Origin of the sequence: Sphingobium sp. ZW T5_29 (assembly GCF_044987515.1) — a bacterium.
GTDB lineage: Bacteria > Pseudomonadota > Alphaproteobacteria > Sphingomonadales > Sphingomonadaceae > Sphingobium.
In genome coordinates, this window is sequence record NZ_JBJDRM010000007.1 from 14890 (window position 1) to 30365 (window position 15476).

16 protein-coding genes are annotated in these 15476 nt (G+C 61.6%); 9 read left to right on the forward strand and 7 right to left on the reverse strand.

The features are described 5' to 3' along the window. Positions 1-47 precede the first annotated feature (47 nt). The 4 genes from ACI3KQ_RS07385 (at position 48) to ACI3KQ_RS07400 (ending at position 4427) form a co-directional block, all read left to right on the forward strand. Positions 48-1679 (forward strand): FAD-dependent protein, encoded by a 1632-nt coding sequence (locus tag ACI3KQ_RS07385; protein WP_404956224.1) that lies wholly within the window; start codon positions 48-50, stop codon positions 1677-1679. A 265-nt stretch (positions 1680-1944) separates the two neighbouring features. After that, positions 1945-2451, forward strand: coding sequence for an energy transducer TonB (locus ACI3KQ_RS07390; RefSeq protein WP_404956225.1), 507 nt, complete (start codon positions 1945-1947; stop codon positions 2449-2451). Between the two features lie 235 nt (positions 2452-2686). Next, entirely contained in the window at positions 2687-3403 is a 717-nt protein-coding gene (locus ACI3KQ_RS07395; protein ID WP_404956227.1) for a Crp/Fnr family transcriptional regulator, read from the forward strand. A 19-nt stretch (positions 3404-3422) separates the two neighbouring features. Next, complete coding sequence (locus ACI3KQ_RS07400; RefSeq protein ID WP_404956229.1) at positions 3423-4427, forward strand: methyltransferase; 1005 nt, start codon at positions 3423-3425, stop codon at positions 4425-4427. Between the two features lie 110 nt (positions 4428-4537). Here the strand turns inward: ACI3KQ_RS07400 and rplL are convergent, their stop codons facing one another. The 4 genes from rplL to ACI3KQ_RS07420 all read right to left on the reverse strand — a co-directional run bounded on the left by rplL (position 4538) and on the right by ACI3KQ_RS07420 (position 8879). Continuing rightward, positions 4538-4915 carry a 50S ribosomal protein L7/L12 gene (rplL, locus tag ACI3KQ_RS07405; protein ID WP_167303969.1) on the reverse strand — a complete coding sequence of 126 codons (378 nt, stop codon included), beginning with the start codon at positions 4913-4915 and terminating at the stop codon, positions 4538-4540. Between the two features lie 81 nt (positions 4916-4996). Then, complete coding sequence (rplJ, locus tag ACI3KQ_RS07410; RefSeq protein WP_167304430.1) at positions 4997-5512, reverse strand: 50S ribosomal protein L10; 516 nt, start codon at positions 5510-5512, stop codon at positions 4997-4999. Positions 5513-6346: 834 nt separating this feature from the next. Continuing rightward, positions 6347-6688: a GIY-YIG nuclease family protein gene (locus tag ACI3KQ_RS07415; RefSeq protein ID WP_404956231.1), complete on the reverse strand. Its 342-nt coding sequence runs from the start codon at positions 6686-6688 to the stop codon at positions 6347-6349. Positions 6689-6770: 82 nt separating this feature from the next. After that, on the reverse strand, positions 6771-8879 hold the full coding sequence (locus tag ACI3KQ_RS07420) for a RelA/SpoT family protein (RefSeq protein WP_404956233.1): 2109 nt from the start codon (positions 8877-8879) through the stop codon (positions 6771-6773). Positions 8880-8992: 113 nt separating this feature from the next. Between ACI3KQ_RS07420 and ACI3KQ_RS07425 the strand changes: the two genes are divergently transcribed. The 4 genes from ACI3KQ_RS07425 to ACI3KQ_RS07440 all read left to right on the forward strand — a co-directional run bounded on the left by ACI3KQ_RS07425 (position 8993) and on the right by ACI3KQ_RS07440 (position 11839). Beyond that, positions 8993-9472: a winged helix-turn-helix transcriptional regulator gene (locus tag ACI3KQ_RS07425; RefSeq protein ID WP_404956235.1), complete on the forward strand. Its 480-nt coding sequence runs from the start codon at positions 8993-8995 to the stop codon at positions 9470-9472. 58 nt (positions 9473-9530) lie between these two features. Beyond that, complete coding sequence (locus ACI3KQ_RS07430) at positions 9531-10637, forward strand: sensor histidine kinase (protein WP_404956237.1); 1107 nt, start codon at positions 9531-9533, stop codon at positions 10635-10637. Next, the gene (locus tag ACI3KQ_RS07435; RefSeq protein ID WP_404956239.1) at positions 10634-11434 is read left to right on the forward strand and encodes a LytR/AlgR family response regulator transcription factor; all 801 of its coding nucleotides are present in this window, start codon (positions 10634-10636) and stop codon (positions 11432-11434) included. Before ACI3KQ_RS07430 ends, ACI3KQ_RS07435 begins: the two co-directional genes overlap by 4 nt. 111 nt (positions 11435-11545) lie before the next feature. Then, positions 11546-11839, forward strand: a complete 294-nt coding sequence (locus tag ACI3KQ_RS07440; protein ID WP_404956241.1) for a GIY-YIG nuclease family protein — start codon at positions 11546-11548, stop codon at positions 11837-11839. 488 nt (positions 11840-12327) lie between these two features. On the opposite strand, the gene ACI3KQ_RS07445 is transcribed toward ACI3KQ_RS07440, so the two are convergent. Continuing rightward, positions 12328-12744, reverse strand: coding sequence for a GtrA family protein (locus tag ACI3KQ_RS07445; protein ID WP_404956243.1), 417 nt, complete (start codon positions 12742-12744; stop codon positions 12328-12330). A 46-nt stretch (positions 12745-12790) separates the two neighbouring features. Between ACI3KQ_RS07445 and ACI3KQ_RS07450 the strand changes: the two genes are divergently transcribed. Next, positions 12791-14692, forward strand: a complete 1902-nt coding sequence (locus ACI3KQ_RS07450; protein WP_404956245.1) for a hypothetical protein — start codon at positions 12791-12793, stop codon at positions 14690-14692. Here ACI3KQ_RS07450 and ACI3KQ_RS07455 read toward each other — a convergent pair. Both ACI3KQ_RS07455 and ACI3KQ_RS07460 read right to left on the reverse strand, forming a co-directional pair. Further along, positions 14654-15112 carry a nucleoside deaminase gene (locus ACI3KQ_RS07455; protein ID WP_404956246.1) on the reverse strand — a complete coding sequence of 153 codons (459 nt, stop codon included), beginning with the start codon at positions 15110-15112 and terminating at the stop codon, positions 14654-14656. The two genes, ACI3KQ_RS07450 and ACI3KQ_RS07455, sit on opposite strands and share 39 nt — an antisense overlap. A gap of 38 nt (positions 15113-15150) precedes the next feature. Beyond that, on the reverse strand, positions 15151-15372 hold the full coding sequence (locus tag ACI3KQ_RS07460) for a hypothetical protein (protein WP_404956248.1): 222 nt from the start codon (positions 15370-15372) through the stop codon (positions 15151-15153). Between the last annotated feature and the right edge of the window lie 104 nt (positions 15373-15476).

A 15476-nucleotide genomic window follows, 5' to 3' on the forward strand; every position in this document is an offset into this window, starting at 1 on the left:
TCTTAGGGGGCTGGAGCGGGCCGGGAAATGGGTCTAGGGGCGGGGTCATGTTGCGTTTGTCCGGCCTCCGACTGCCCCTGGATCACCCTGCCGATGCGATGCCCGCCGCCATCTGCGCGCGCCTGGGCATCGCCTCTGCCGACCTGATCAGCCACGCGGTCGTGCGCCGGGGCAATGATGCGCGGCGCAAAAATGCGATCCAGCTCGTCTATACGGTCGACGTCGAACTGGCGGACGAACAGGCGGTGCTGGACCGTTTTGCCAAGGATCATGACGTCCGTCCGCGACCCGACACCGACTATCGGTTCGTGGCTCGTGCGCCCGAAGGCTGGAACGGCAAACGGCCCGTCGTCATCGGCGCGGGTCCATGCGGCCTTTTCGCCGCGTTGATCCTGGCCCAGATGGGTTTCCGCCCCATCATCCTGGATCGCGGCAAGGCGGTGCGGGAGCGCACAAAGGATACCTGGGGCCTATGGCGACGCGCAGAGCTTAACCCGGACAGCAATGTGCAGTTCGGCGAAGGCGGCGCGGGCACCTTTTCCGACGGAAAACTTTATTGCCGGGTCAAGGACCCTCGTTTCCTGGGGCGCAAGGTGCTCCAGGAATTCGTCGCGGCTGGCGCGCCATCGGACATATTGACCGAAGCGCATCCGCATATCGGCACTTTCCGGCTGGTCACCATGGTCGAAAGCATGCGCCGCCAGATTGAGGCGCTGGGCGGGGAATATCGTTGGCAGCACAAGGTCGATGAACTGGAACTGGAACGCCAGGATCAGGACACACAGCGGCTGCGCGGGCTGCACCTGTCGGACGGCAGCTTCATCGAAGCGGATCAAGTCGTACTGGCGGTCGGCCACAGCGCGCGGCCCACTTTCGAAATGCTGCACCGGCGCGGTGTGCATATCGAACCTAAGCCCTTTTCCATCGGCGTGCGCATCGAACATCCGCAAAGCTGGATTGACCGGGCGCGCTTCGGCCAGTGCGCTGGACATCCCGTGCTGGGCGCAGCCGCCTACAGCCTGGCGCATCATTGCGACAATGGCCGCACCGTCTACAGCTTTTGCATGTGTCCCGGCGGCCGCGTCGTTGCCGCCACGTCGGAGGAAGGGCGGGTCGTCACCAACGGCATGAGCCAACATAGCCGCGCTGAATTCAACGCGAATTCGGGACTGGTCGTGGGCATTGATCCAGAACGCGACTTTCCCGGCGGCCCGCTGGCCGGCATCGACCTGCAGCGCCATTGGGAAAGCATGGCCTATCAGGCAGGCGGATCATCCTATTGGGCGCCGGGGCAAAAGGTCGGCGACTTTCTGGCAGGGCGGCCATCGACGGAATTGGGGCAGGTCACGCCGTCCTACAAGCCCGGCGTCACCATGACTGACCTGTCGCACTGCCTTCCCGGCTTCGTGATCGACGCATTCCGCGAGGCGCTGCCCGTCTTCGGACGGCAAATCGCCAATTATGACCATCCCGACGCCGTCATGACCGGGGTGGAAACCCGCACATCATCGCCCATCCGCATCACGCGTGGCGGCGACTTTCAGAGCATCAACGTCACGGGCCTGTATCCGGCGGGGGAGGGGGCGGGCTATGCAGGCGGCATCCTGTCCGCGGCCATTGATGGGATCAAGGTGGCTGAAGCCATCGGACAGGCAATCAGCGTGGGGGAACCGGGCTAACCCGGCTTGGATCTGAATTGAGTCGCATTCCGTAGCGTCCAGGAAAAATGGAACGCAGCCAAAGGGTTGGTAGCTGCCTACGCCTTTCGTTCGATTATTGCCGCGCTCTGTCTCTTCTTGATATTTCCTCTATGTCGATGACTTTCCTGGGGTAAAATAATTATCCGACTGCGCCGCAACGGCCTATACAGCCCGCCTGCTCTCGGCGGTCCGACGCTGCCGCAGCAGCCCCAATCAAATCGACAGATATTCAGAGGAGGCTGACATGTATGCCAAACCTGTGATGGTGGGCCTGTGCGCCTTGTTGGTCATGCCTGGCCCGGTGGACGCCCGGCGGGCGCCGGACCAGTTGACCGTCGTGGCGTCGGACCAGAGTGCGCAAACCTATGACCAATGGACGGACCGGGCGGCGCACCGGCTGTCCCGAAATATTCAAAACGCCAGTTCGCTTTATCGTGACGCGGGTTCCACCGGCTACAGCCGTGTCCAGTTCCGCCTGGACCAGGAAGGCAGGCCCCAGAATATAGAATTGGCCGGACCTTCATCCTCTCGCAGCATCGACCGCATCTCCACCCGTGCGATCAAGGCGATGGGATCGCTTTTCCCGTTGCCGCGAGAAATAGGACCCAATCGGAAATTCGAAGCGTGGATCATCGTCGCCAATGACGTCACAGACAGGGAAAAAATGCTGAGCGCCCTTCGCTCGCAACATCGCACCGAAATAATGGCGCAGGCGGTGAAGGATCGTCCTGTCCTGATCGCCCAACGCTGAAAAATCTGGGACCATGGAAGGGGAGCGCGTCGGTATGCGACGTGCTCCCTTGTTTATGAGGCGCGCCCTGGCGCCATCTGCCTTGCCAACCCAGCCATTCGATTCGCCTTGAGCGCAAACAGCTTGCAGGGCATGATCGGGGGATTGGCCGACATCGACATCAGCCATGACGTTTGCGCCGCACAAGTCTGGTTAAGCCAGGCTGTTTGTCTGCGACTGATATTTGGAGATTCTGATGATCGAACGCCATCTCATCAGGATCAAGGCCCGGCACAGCCTGTCCATGGACGAGGAACAGGCGATCCGCGACCTGGTGCCTGCGCCCCGCCACGTTCCCCGGAACAGCGTGATCGTGCGAGAAGGCGAACGGCTGGAAGCTAGCACCCTTTTGCTCGACGGGCTGCTGTGCCGGTACAAGGACATGCCGGACGGCAAGCGGCAGATCACTCAGATCCATGTGGCAGGTGACTTCGCGGACCTCCATGCTTTCACGCTCAAGCGCCTTGAACATAATATCATGACGCTGACGGATTGTACGCTTTCCCGCGTGCCGCATGAAAGCATCCGCATCCTTGTGGAACAGCAGCCCCGGCTGGGCCGCCTCTATTGGTTCAGCACCAATCTGGACGCCAGCATGAACCGCGAATGGGAATTGTCCCTTGGCCAGCGATCCGCCGCGGGTCGGCTGGCGGCGCTGTTCTGCGAGTTGCACTATCGGCTGGCGATGATCGAAATGGACGGTGAGCGGTTCAGCCTGGGCATGAACCAGGCCCAGCTGGCCGATGCGCTGGGCATGACCGCCGTGCACGTCAACCGGACGCTCCGGCTGTTACGTGACCAGAAACTGCTCGACTATCATCGCGGCGAAGCGACGATCCTGGACCTGAAGGGGCTTGAGACGCTGGCGGAGTTCGATCCAGGCTACCTCTATCTGGATGCCGACCCGCTCTGACCCTGGCCCAGCCGTTGCGGTGACGGAACCTTTTGACGGTCAGTCCGTCATCCGGGGCATGCAGGCATGTATTTTCGCTGACCCCACGGATATGGACCCGGCTGACCTGGCGCTTGGTGCGTTGCTCCATATCTTGCGGGCGCGCGGCTATCATTTCGTGACGCCAACACCGGCCACTCACCGGCTTGTCATCGGTCGCCCGGATCGCACAGAAGCGCGAAAGCTTGAGGATGCGCTCGGCTGGAGCCTGCCTTTTCGCGATGGATTGCTGGATCGGGAGGTGATGGACCTGCTGGAAACAGCGGGGGCATTGCGCGATGCGGGCGCGGGTTTGCGGCGCTCCGCGTTTCGCGTGTCTTCATTAAAGGGCGAATTATTTGTCCATTCGGCCTTTCCTACCGACGATCAGGATGCCGTTTTCTTCGGGCCGGACAGCTATCGGTTCGCCAATCTGATAACCGCGGAGCTACGGGCAACTCCGCCAAAAGCCGATGCGCGCATCGTTGACATGGGGACGGGGGCGGGCGTGGGTGCGATTGTGGCGCACAAGATCAGTCCGACCGCGCGGCTGTTCATGACGGATATCAATCCCAGTGCGCTGCGGCTCGCGCGCGTCAACGCCGATGCGGCAGCTGTGCCCGCGCAGTTTGTGGAGGGTGACGGGCTGGCGGACATCGGCGACCCGATTGACCTGATATTCGCGAACCCGCCCTATATTATCGACCCGGAAAAGCGGGCCTACCGGGATGGCGGAGCGCTGCATGGTGGAGCGGTTGCTCTGGACATGGCGCGACAGGCGCTCGACCGGCTGGCCAGTGGCGGGCGGCTTATCCTCTACACCGGCACCGCGATCGTGGATGGGGTCGATATCCTGGGGAACGCGCTGGTCGACCTGGCTGAGGCCAAAGGCTGCGCACTATCCTACCGGGAATTGGACCCGGATGTGTTTGGGGATGAGCTTGCCAATGACGCCTATCGGGACGTCGACCGTATCGCCGTTGTTGGTGCTGTATTCCGACGGTGATGCGGATTGGGCCGGTAATCGGCCAAGAAAAAAGGCGACGCCCTGAAGACGCCGCCCGATTTCCCCGGCCTGGCCGGATAGCGTGCCCCGCATGAAGCGGGGCGCACCGATTACTTGAGCTCGACGGTCGCGCCGGCTTCTTCCAGCTGCTTCTTGAGCTTTTCGGCTTCGTCCTTGCTGGCGCCTTCCTTGACAGCCTTCGGAGCGCCTTCGACCAGAGCCTTGGCTTCGGTCAGGCCCAGGCCGGTGATGGCGCGGACTTCCTTGATGACGTTGATCTTCTTGCCACCGTCGCCGGTCAGGATCACGTCGAATTCGGTCTGCTCTTCAGCAGCGGCAGCAGCCGGGGCGCCAGCGGCGGGGCCAGCGACGGCGACTGCAGCGGCGGCCGAAACGCCCCACTTTTCTTCCAGAGCCTTCGACAGCTCAGCGGCTTCGAGGACGGTGAGGGCCGAAAGCTGATCGACCAGTGCGTTGATGTCTGCCATGTTACAATATTCCCTTCTGGGTGGGGCATGCGCCCCAGAGATACGAGTTGAAAACCTGTCTGTTGAAAAAGGTCGTGACCCTTAGGCCGCGTCCTTCTCCGCATAGGCGTTGAAGACCCGCGCGAGCTGCGCAGCCGGTGCCTGGGTGACGGTTGCAAGCTTGGTCGCGGGTGCAACGAGCAGCCCAACGATCTTCGCACGCAGTTCATCCAGCGACGGCATCGAGGCGAGCGCCTTGACGCCCTCCGCGTTCAGCAGCACTTCGCCCATTGCGCCGCCAACGATCTCAAGCTTGTCGTTGGTCTTGGCGAATTCGACCGCAACCTTGGCGGCTGCGACCGGATCGGCAGAGGAGGCGAGGCCAACCGGACCAGTCAGCAGGTCGCTGAGGCTGGTATAGCTGGTGCCTTCAAAGGCGATCTTGGCGAGGCGGTTCTTCGTAACCTTGTAGGTGCCACCGGCTTCGCGCATTTTCTGACGCAGGACGGTCGACTGTGCGACGGTCATGCCGAGGTTGCGGGTCACGACGACCACGCCAACATCTGCCAGATGTGCGTTCAGCGCGGAAACGACCTCAGCCTTCTGATTACGATCCATGCCATTCTCCACTTCATGTCCGCCCGGAAAACCCGAACGAACGGCAAAAACCCGCGACGAATCGCGGGGCAAATGTCCGAAGGGGAGAGATCGACTGGCCCGCATCCTCCGTTGAGAACAGGGCAGACCCGGACAGGACATAAGGCCCTGCCGGTAAAGAACTTTTCCCCGTCTAGGCCGGAAATTAAGAAGGGCAGATTCCCTTCACCGACTGTCTCGGACGGAAGGCCACCACCATTGCTGACGGGGCCTGCTGGGGGGGCGCCTACAGATTTGTAGGAGGCTTGTCACGCGGATTTTCAGGACGGGGCGTCACAAAGGCCGGAAATGCGCGGATTTCCGCCGAAGTTCACACCATATGCGCGCGCGTACGGAGGCGCGCGTAGGCCTGTTGGGAAACAGTTCTACATTTCAAAGACCGCGGCGGCATAGGTGGGGAGCAGGGGTGTAGGACAGGGGAAATGGGCCTTGTAGGACATATTTCGCGCAAACTGTGGCGGGGAAGTTACAGGCTTGGAAGAGCGTTGGTTGCGACCAAAGATACGTCGCCCCGGACTTGATCCGGGGTCCCGCTCAACTCTCTGATGAACGCAAGGAAGCGGGATCCCGGCTCAAGGCCGGGATGACGGGAGGAAATGTCGGCTGACGGCCAACGGCGGACGTTAGGCACGCCGTGCTCCTGCGAAGGCAGGAGCCTAGTTCAGACGTCGCGACGATCCACTAAGGGAGGGGCTGGGCTCCTGCCTTCGCAGGAGCACGTTTCATCCAGCGCAAACGTCCTCCACCCGTCATCTCTGCCCAGTCGTTAGACCCGTTGCAATCGTTCCACCTTCGTCACCCCGGCCTTGAGCCGGGGTCCCGCTGCCTTTCAGGCCAGCAGGTCAGCAGGTCGAACATGTCCCGCCATTCGGGGTTTCCGCGCTCGATCAGGTCGAACTTCCATTCGCGGCGCCAGCGTTTGAGGCGTTTTTCCTGTTCTATGCAGGTTGCGATGTCCTCGCCCTGTTCAGCCCAGACTAAACGTGACAGTTGGTAGCGGGCGCAGAAATCCGAGCCTGTGCCGGTGCGATGCTGGTGGATGCGGGACGCGAGATCGGAGGTTACGCCGACATAGAGTGTGCCGCGATAGCGGTTGCTCATGATGTAGACCCAGCCGCCTTTGGTTGCGCGTTCCATGTGTGCGGGATTGTAGAAGCGGGACCCCGGGTCAGGCCCGGAGTGACGGCAATGGGACGGGGGGTCTCATGCTCACGTCCTTCTAAACCCGGTCGGCCTGCACCACCGTGTCCAGTGCGCGCAACGCGGACAAAATCCGGTTCAGATGTTGCGCGTCGTTCACTTCCAGGTCGATCACGTCGGTATGGAATGGCCCGTCGCGGTTGACCAGTTGCAGGTTGAGGATGTTCGCCTTGGTCGCGCCGAATACATTGGTGACGGCGGCCAGCGCGCCCGGCTGGTTCTTGACGATGACGGACAGGCGCGCGGTGCCGCCCTTGGACTTGCTGTCCCAGGACAGGTCGATCCAGTCGTCGTCCTGGCCGGTTTCCAGCGAACGGCAGTCGATCGTATGCACTTCGATCGGTTCGCCGGTGCGGCGCACGCCGACGATGCGGTCGCCCGGAACGGGATGGCAGCAATCCCCCAGATTATAGGCGATGCCTGGCGTCAGGCCGCGGATCGATACCGGCGCATGCTGGCGCGGATGCGCTTCCTCCATGCCTTCCGCACTGGTCGATCCGGGGACGAGCGCTTCCATCACTTCATAATCGCGCAGGCGGTGAGTGGCGATGGCGATCATCAGCGCCGCGCGATCATCCAGCTTCAGCCGCTTGAGCGCAGCCTTCAACGCCTTGTCCCCCAGCTCGTTCGCCAGTTCGGGCGACAGGCGGCCGACCATTTCCTCATATAGTTTTTCGCCCAGCGCGATTTCCTCGCCGCGCTGTTTCTGGCGGATGAAGCGGCGGATGGCGGCGCGCGCCTTGCCCGTGACGGCGAAGGTCAGCCAGCCGGGCTGCGGTTCCTGCCCTTCGGACTTCAGTATTTCGACCTGATCGCCATTTTCCAGCGTCGTGCGCAGCGGCACCACGCGGCCGTTGACCTTCACGCCGACGGTCTGGTTGCCCAGCGTGGTATGGACGGCATAGGCAAAGTCGATCGGGGTCGATCCCTTGGGCAGCTGGTGCAGCTCCCCCTTGGGTGAGAAGGCGAAGATCCGGTCCTGATACATCGCCATGCGGGTATGTTCGAGCAGTTCGTCCGCATCCTGGCTCTGTTCCAGAATTTCGACCAGGTCGCGCAGCCAGGGCGCGCGATGATCATCGTCCGCCTCGCGCTTCTGCTTATAGGCCCAATGCGCCGCCAGCCCCAGTTCCGCGTCATGATGCATGTCGCGGCTGCGGATCTGCACTTCGATGCGGGCATTGTCATGATGTATGACGGTGGTGTGCAGCGACTGATAGCCGTTGCGCTTGGGGGTCGAGATGTAATCCTTGAACCGGCCCGGCACCATTTTGTAGGTCTGATGGATCACGCCCAGCGCGCGGTAGCAGTCCTCGGTCGTTTCGGTGATGACCCGGAACGCCATGACATCGGTCAGCTGTTCAAAGCTGATGTGCCTTTCCTGCATCTTCCGCCAGATGGAGTAGGGATGTTTTTCCCGGCCCGAAACGGTGACGCTCAGGTCACGGCTGCCCAGCAACAACTGTAGTTCAGCGCCGATCCGGTCAACCTTGCCATGACCGCCTTCCTTCAGCTGCTCCAGCCTCTTGGTGATGCTGTCATAGGCTTCGGGTTCCAGCTCGCGAAAGGCCAGCAGCTGCATTTCGCGCATGAAATCATACATGCCGATCCGCTCCGCCAGCGGGGCATAGATGTCCATCGTCTCCTTGGCGATGCGGCGGCGCTTGCCCTCATTCTTGATGAAGTGCAGCGTGCGCATATTGTGCAGCCGGTCGGCCAGCTTCACCAGCAGGACGCGGATGTCGTCCGACATGGCGAGCAGGAACTTGCGCAGATTTTCCGCCGCCCGCTCATTTTCGGACATGGCCTCGATCTTCGACAGCTTGGTGACGCCGTCGACCATGCGCGCGACATCCTTGCCGAACGCGCTTTCAATCTCGTCATAAGTGACCAGCGTGTCTTCGATCGTGTCGTGCAGCAGGGCCGTCACGATCGTCTGATCGTCCAGGTTGAAATCCGTCAGGATGCCCGCCACTTCGATCGGGTGGCTGAAATAGGGATCGCCGCTGGCGCGTTTCTGGGACCCGTGCTTCTGGACCGAAAAGACATAGGCACGGTTGATCATCGCTTCGTCCGCTTCCGGGTCGTAGCGCTTTACTCGTTCGACAAGTTCATATTGGCGTAGCATCGTTTCCCGATTGTGTGGGAAGCACCTTGCTGTGCAACAAAAAAATCCCATTTTGGTCGAATTAGGGTGCGCTTTTGCAACAGCTGTGGCTTTGCGCTATCTAAGGCGGGACAATGAAGCACAATCTGGCGCAGGATCTGGAACAATGTGCGCTACCCAGCGCGCTGGAGGCTATGGGCGAACGCTGGTCGTTCCTCATCCTGCGTGGCGCCCTGTCGGGCATCCGCCATTTCGAAGAATTTCAGTCGACCCTTGGCATCGCTCGCAACATCCTGGCCAACCGGCTGTCCCGGCTGGTGGAAAACGGCATCATGGTTCGCCAGCCGATGCAGTGCGACCGCCGCAAGGTGGAATATCGCCTGACCGAAAAGGGACAGGAACTCGCGCCCGTGATGATCGCATTGCGGCAATGGGGCGAAAAATGGGGCTGTGCGCCCTTGTCCTGCCAGGTGCTGGCCGACCGGCGGGACGGGCAACCGATCCGAAAGATCGTGATACAGGCGCATGATGGCCGTCCGCTGGGATTGAGCGACCTGGTCTGGCTGTGCCCGGATGAGGTAACCCCCGTGTCGGAAGAACCGGCGGCGGCCTGAACCGTGCGATTTGCAGGGCGGCTTCACCCCCGCAACGAAATCGCCTAGGCTGACGCCAATGTCTGTGCATCGCATCCAGCCTCAGCCCTTTTTCGCTGACAAGAACCGCGCCTTCTGGAACCTGCAATCCGCCGGATGGGCAGGGGCGTTCCTGCTGCGTGGTTCCTCCACCATCGCCAATGGCCAGCCGGTGTCCAGCCTGATCCCGGTCGTCATCTCGACCGTGACGGGCTATTCGGTGACGTTGCTGATCGCGGTGGTTTTCCGCTTTCTGCAAAGGCAGCGGCCCATCGTCACCTGGGGCGCGTCGATCGTGACCGTGGTGATCGCGGCGGGCCTGGTTGCCTTTATCGATGCGTGGGTCTTTTCCACCCAGAACAGGACCAGCGACACGGCGGGATTGCAGCTGTTCCTGGGGGCTTTCTACCTTAGCATCACTCTGCTGGGGGCATGGTCAGCGCTATATTACGCGATCAATTTCTACCTGACGGTGGAGGAACAGGCCGACCAGCTGCTGCGCCTGGAAAATCAGGCGTCCAGCGCGCAGCTGGCGATGCTGCGTTACCAGCTTAATCCGCATTTTCTGTTCAATACGCTCAACAGCATTTCGACACTGGTCCTGCTCAAACAGACCGACCGGGCGAACGCGATGCTGTCGCGCCTGTCGTCCTTCCTGCGCTACACGCTGATCAACGAACCAACGGCGCAGGTGACGATCGAGCAGGAGGTTGAGACGCTCAAACTCTATCTGGAAATCGAAAAAATGCGGTTTGAGGACCGGCTACGTCCCGTCTTCAACATCGATCCTGCGGTGGCCCAGGCCCGTTTGCCATCGCTGCTGCTGCAGCCGCTGGTCGAAAATGCGATCAAATATGCCGTCACGCCCAAGGAGGAAGGGGCCGAAATCTCTGTCACGGCGCAGCCTGCCGGTGAAAACGTACGGATCGTCGTATCGGACAGTGGACCGGGATTGAACGAAGGGTTCACCAGGCCGAACAGTCTTGCCAGCGAAGGGACGGGGGTTGGCTTGGCGAACATCCGCGATCGGCTGATTCAGGCTTTCGGGGAACGACAAAGCCTTGAAACGCGTTCCACGCCAGGCGGTTTTTCGGTCGTTATCGAAATGCCGCTTAATCTGGATGAACCATCGAAAGTGGCCGCATGACCATCAGAACAATCCTCGTCGACGACGAAAGCCTGGCTATTCAAGGCCTCAAGCTGCGTCTGGATGCGCATGAGGATGTCGAAATCGTAGAAACCTGCTCGAATGGCCGTGAAGCCATCCGCGCTATCAAGACGCATAAACCTGACCTTGTGTTCCTTGACATTCAAATGCCCGGATTCGACGGCTTTTCCGTCGTGCAGGGATTGATGGAAGTGGAACCGCCACTGTTCATCTTCGTCACCGCCTATAGCGACCACGCCATCCGCGCGTTCGAGGCGCAAGCCGTCGATTATCTGATGAAGCCGGTGGATGAAGGCCGCCTCGCCGACGCGCTCGACCGCGTACGTCAGCGCCTGTCCGAAAAACGGCAGGTGCAGGAAGTCGAAAAGCTGCGCGAAGTGCTGGCCGAAGTCGCGCCGGACGCGATGAATGAATTCGCCGCGGACGGCGACGCTCCGGCGGCCAATCGTTTCGAAAAGCTCATCAACATCAAGGATCGCGGCCAGATATTCCGCGTGGACGTGGACTCGATTGAACGGATCGATGCGGCGGGCGACTATATGTGCATCTACACCGCCGACAATTCGCTGATCCTGCGCGAAACGATGAAGGACCTGGAAAAGCGGCTCGACCCACGCAATTTCCAGCGCGTGCACCGTTCGACCATCGTCAATCTCAGCCAGGTCCGCCAGGTCAAGCCGCATACCAACGGCGAATGCTTCCTGGTGCTGGAATCCGGCGCGCAAGTGAAGGTCAGCCGGTCCTACCGCGATGTAGTGGCGCGCTTCGTCCACTGAAGGGGAGCCATTATGTGCTCCTGCGAAGGCAGGAGCCCAGTCCCTCCGCTGAGACTATTTGCTACGTAGGAACTGGGTTCCTGCCTTCGCAGGAACACGATAAGGGACGGCATGACCAAGCCCGGCTATGTCTACCTCATGGCCAGCGGTCGCAACGGCACCCTTTACCTTGGCGTGACAAGCGACCTGATCCAGCGCACATGGCAGCATCGCAGCGGCGTCGGTGGTCAGTTCAGCACGAAATATGACTGCCGTTTCCTCGTCTGGTACGAGGTTTATGACGATCTCCAGGAAGCCCGGCAGCGCGAATTGCGCATGAAGAAATGGAAACGCGATTGGAAACTGCGCCTGATCGAAGAGGTAAATCCTGATTGGCGCGACCTGTTCACCGACATCGTTGCCTGACCACCCCCGTGCTCCTGCGAAGGCAGGAGCCTAGTCCGGGGTTAGCCTGCATCAACAGAGGTCGGAACTGGGTTCCTGCCTGCGCAGGAACACGCTGGGAACGCGGCAACTTAATCACCACGTGCTCCTGCGAAGGCAGGAGCCTAGTCCGGGGGTCGCCTGCATCAACGGAGGCAGGAACTGGGTTCCTGCCTGCGCAGGAACACGCTGGGAACGCGGCAACCTAATTGCCACGTGCTCCTGCGCAGGCAGGAGCCTAGTCCGGGGGTAGCCTGCATCAACAGATGTCGGAACCGGGTTCCTGCCTTCGCAGGAACGCGCTGGGAACGCGGCAACCTAATCGCCACGTGTGCTCCTGCGAAGGCAGGAGCCCAGTCCAAGGGTAGCCTGCATCAACAGAGGTCGGAACTGGGTTCCTGCCTGCGCAGGAACACGCCAGGCGACCATGTGCTCCTGCGAAGGCACTCGAAACCGCCCAACATCAACAATCACCGGAACACCCATTGCCGGTTAAGGCTGAAAACGACCGCGGGCGTCACGAACAGCATTGCCGGAATGGGCGACCATAGCGGCCACTGCATGTAGGTGACGCACAGGAACACCCAGAGCGCGTTCAACGCATAGCTGATGAGCGACACGGCCACGAACCTGACGCTGCGGGCGGCCTGATTGTCTCGGCCGCCATGCCCGCGAAAGGTGAAGGCGCTGTGGGTTATATAGCCGATCATCACCGCCGCCACATATCCCAGGCCGTTGGCGATCTGGGGATGCAGTCCGACCGGCGCGGCCAGGGTCCAGTAGATCGCCGCCTGACAGGCGGTGATGAACAGGCCGCTGACGCCGTATCGCACGATTTGCCAGAACAGGGCCTGTCGCTCTGGTGACCAGTGGCCAAGGATTTTCATGGTTCGCCCCGTTGCGCTTTGTTGCGGAGCCTCTAATCCACACGCCATGAACTTGCAAAGCAGCGTCATTCTGCGTGGCCGTTTCGTGCCCATGCTCGCCTGTCTGACCAACTGGACGCAACGGCATTGGAAATGGATGGTCTTCCTGATGTGGGTGGCCGCCATGGTCTGCTTCCTCGTCATGCGCTGGCCCGCGATCCACTGGCTGACGTTGAACGATACGGACGACAATATCCGCTATCTGCAGGTGCGCGACTGGCTGGCAGGGCAGGGCTGGTACGATTTGCGGCAATATCGGCTCGACCCTCCCGCAGGATTCGACATTCACTGGTCGCGGTTGGTCGACCTGCCGCTCGCCGGCCTGATGCTGTTCTTCCGCGCTTTCGTCGAACAGGGGCAGGCGGATCGGCTGGCGTGCGGCATTGCGCCGCTGTTGCCGCTGTTGCCGCTGATGCTGGGGCTGGGCTTTATCGGGCGCAGGCTGGCGGGCGGAAATGGCTGGATACTCGCGGCGCTGGCGCCCTTCGCCGCGCAGATGGGCATCAGCATGTTCATGCCCATGCGGGTCGACCATCATGGCTGGCAACTGGCGCTGGCGGTGCTGATGCTGGCGGGGCTTGTCGACCGCAACTGGCTGCGCGGCGGCGTGGTCGCGGGCTTGAGCAGCGCCTTGTCGATCGCGATCGGCATGGAAATGATCGTCTACCTGGCGGCGGGCGGCGCGTTGATCGCGCTGCGTTGGGTGTTCAAGGATGGGGCAGGGCGCAGGATGCTGCCCTATGCCCTGACCCTGGGCGGCAGCGTTTCCATATTGTTCCTGCTGTTCGCCAGCTATGCCAACCGGCAGATGCTGTGCGACGCCCTGTCCCCCATCTGGGTCGCCATATTCGCGGCGGTTGGCGCGGGCATGACGCTGCTGGCGTTGTTGCCCCTGCGCAGCTGGCCCAGCCGTCTGGGCGCGGGCATCGTCGTGGGGGCAGCGGTCGCTGCATTTGCGTGGCTCAACTGGCCGCAATGCCTGTCCGGCGCCTATCAGATATCGCCCGAACTGGACAAGCTGTGGCTGTCCAACATCCGCGAGGCAAAGCCCATCACGGCGCAGGCGCGCAACATGGTCGTGCCGCTGATGGCGATCCCGCTGGCCGGGCTGGCGGGATTGATCTGGGGCTTGTGGGATGCACGCCGCGACAGCGACAAATGCTGGGCCTGGGCGACCGTCGGCCTGATGATGCTGTTTTCCACCTCGCTCCTTTTCTGGCAGCTGCGCGCTGGTCCGGCGGCGCAGTTGCTTGCTATTCCCGCCGCTGCCTGGGCGGCGCACAGAATGATCCAGGTGATTTTCACTGGCCGCCCGGTTGCGCGGATATTGGGTCTGGCGGGCGCGGCGATCCTGGCCGTGGCCGCCTTTGCAACGCCCCTCTATCCGCAACTCAATCGCCTGTGGGCCAGCACGACCGGCGAAGTGGCCAAGCCCCGACGCGCGGTGGTGGCCGCCCGGCACAAGATCATCAACAAGGCGAACGCCCGCTGCCGCAGCCTGCCCGCGCTGGCGGCGCTGGATCAGCTACCCGCCGCCACGATCTTCACCATGGTCGACCTGGGACCCCGGCTGATCGCCACCACCCATCACAGCGCCCTTGCCGGACCCTATCATCGCAATGGCAAAACAATATTGGATGTCCATCATGGTTTCGACGGATCACCGGAAAATTTCCGCGCCATCGCCGCCCGCCATCACGCCACTTATCTGCTGATCTGTCCCGGTTTCCCCGAAGGCACCGTCTATCAGGCACGCAGTCCGCAAGGATTTTACGCTGAACTGATTCGGGGCGAAGTGCCGACCTGGCTAAAGCCCGTACCCCTGCGCAGCGGCGTCGACCTGCCCTATACGCTTTACCGCATAGATTATTCAGCGGCGGGCGGCGAAAAAGTCCCGCAGCAGCGCTGACGCCTCTTTTTCAGCGATCCCGCCATATATGTCGGGGCGGTGGAGGCATTGGGGCTGGGTATAGAGGCGAGGCCCCTGTTCGATCGCGCCGCCCTTTGGATCGGCGGCAGCGTAGTAGAGACGGGCAATCCGGGCGTGGGATATGGCGCCCGCGCACATCGGGCAGGGTTCCAGCGTCACCCAGATATCGCAACCCGTCAGCCTGAAGTCGCCCAGATGCAGGGCTGCGGCGCGCAGGGCGACAATTTCCGCATGGGCAGTGGGGTCATTGTCGCGCCGGTTGCGATTCTCTCCCTCGCCAATGGTCCTGCCGTCCAATGTTACGACGGCCCCGATTGGCACCTCGCCAGCGGCCTCGGCCGACCGCGCCAATTCAAGTGCGCGGCGCATTGGCAGGGGAAGGGGGAAGGGCGACGCCATCGTCGCCCCATACAGGATCGTGAGACGTTACGAAATGATCAGGGCTTTTTCACATCGACGGTTGGCACTTCCACCGTTTCATTGCGGGACCCGACCTCCACCTTGGCTACGTTCGCTTCATATTTCGGAAGGTTGCCACCCTGCACAGCGATAACGGGCAGTTTGCCCGCCTGGGTCTGCTGCAGATCAATAAAGCCGGTGACGATGCCACCAGCGAGAATCAGCAGTAGGATCAGCAACAAGCCACCAATGAATCGCATTTCACCCTCCTTCGCGATATGGACGACAAACGCCCGGTGCGGCGAAGGGTTGCGCAATCTGGGTCTTTAGTCGACTTCGTCGGGTTGACGGCCAAGGGGAATCC

Excerpts from the sequence above, each read along its gene's own strand:
- ACI3KQ_RS07385 (WP_404956224.1), top strand. The coding sequence starts at position 48 with ATGTTGCGTTTGTCCGGCCTCCGACTGCCCCTGGATCACCCTGCCGAT.
- ACI3KQ_RS07390 (WP_404956225.1), top strand. The coding sequence starts at position 1,945 with ATGTATGCCAAACCTGTGATGGTGGGCCTGTGCGCCTTGTTGGTCATG.
- ACI3KQ_RS07395 (WP_404956227.1), top strand. The coding sequence starts at position 2,687 with ATGATCGAACGCCATCTCATCAGGATCAAGGCCCGGCACAGCCTGTCC.
- rplL (WP_167303969.1), bottom strand. The coding sequence starts at position 4,915 with ATGGCAGACATCAACGCACTGGTCGATCAGCTTTCGGCCCTCACCGTC.
- rplJ (WP_167304430.1), bottom strand. The coding sequence starts at position 5,512 with ATGGATCGTAATCAGAAGGCTGAGGTCGTTTCCGCGCTGAACGCACAT.
- ACI3KQ_RS07415 (WP_404956231.1), bottom strand. The coding sequence starts at position 6,688 with ATGGAACGCGCAACCAAAGGCGGCTGGGTCTACATCATGAGCAACCGC.
- ACI3KQ_RS07420 (WP_404956233.1), bottom strand. The coding sequence starts at position 8,879 with ATGCTACGCCAATATGAACTTGTCGAACGAGTAAAGCGCTACGACCCG.
- ACI3KQ_RS07425 (WP_404956235.1), top strand. The coding sequence starts at position 8,993 with ATGAAGCACAATCTGGCGCAGGATCTGGAACAATGTGCGCTACCCAGC.
- ACI3KQ_RS07430 (WP_404956237.1), top strand. The coding sequence starts at position 9,531 with ATGTCTGTGCATCGCATCCAGCCTCAGCCCTTTTTCGCTGACAAGAAC.
- ACI3KQ_RS07435 (WP_404956239.1), top strand. The coding sequence starts at position 10,634 with ATGACCATCAGAACAATCCTCGTCGACGACGAAAGCCTGGCTATTCAA.
- ACI3KQ_RS07440 (WP_404956241.1), top strand. The coding sequence starts at position 11,546 with ATGACCAAGCCCGGCTATGTCTACCTCATGGCCAGCGGTCGCAACGGC.
- ACI3KQ_RS07445 (WP_404956243.1), bottom strand. The coding sequence starts at position 12,744 with ATGAAAATCCTTGGCCACTGGTCACCAGAGCGACAGGCCCTGTTCTGG.
- ACI3KQ_RS07450 (WP_404956245.1), top strand. The coding sequence starts at position 12,791 with ATGAACTTGCAAAGCAGCGTCATTCTGCGTGGCCGTTTCGTGCCCATG.
- ACI3KQ_RS07455 (WP_404956246.1), bottom strand. The coding sequence starts at position 15,112 with ATGGCGTCGCCCTTCCCCCTTCCCCTGCCAATGCGCCGCGCACTTGAA.
- ACI3KQ_RS07460 (WP_404956248.1), bottom strand. The coding sequence starts at position 15,372 with ATGCGATTCATTGGTGGCTTGTTGCTGATCCTACTGCTGATTCTCGCT.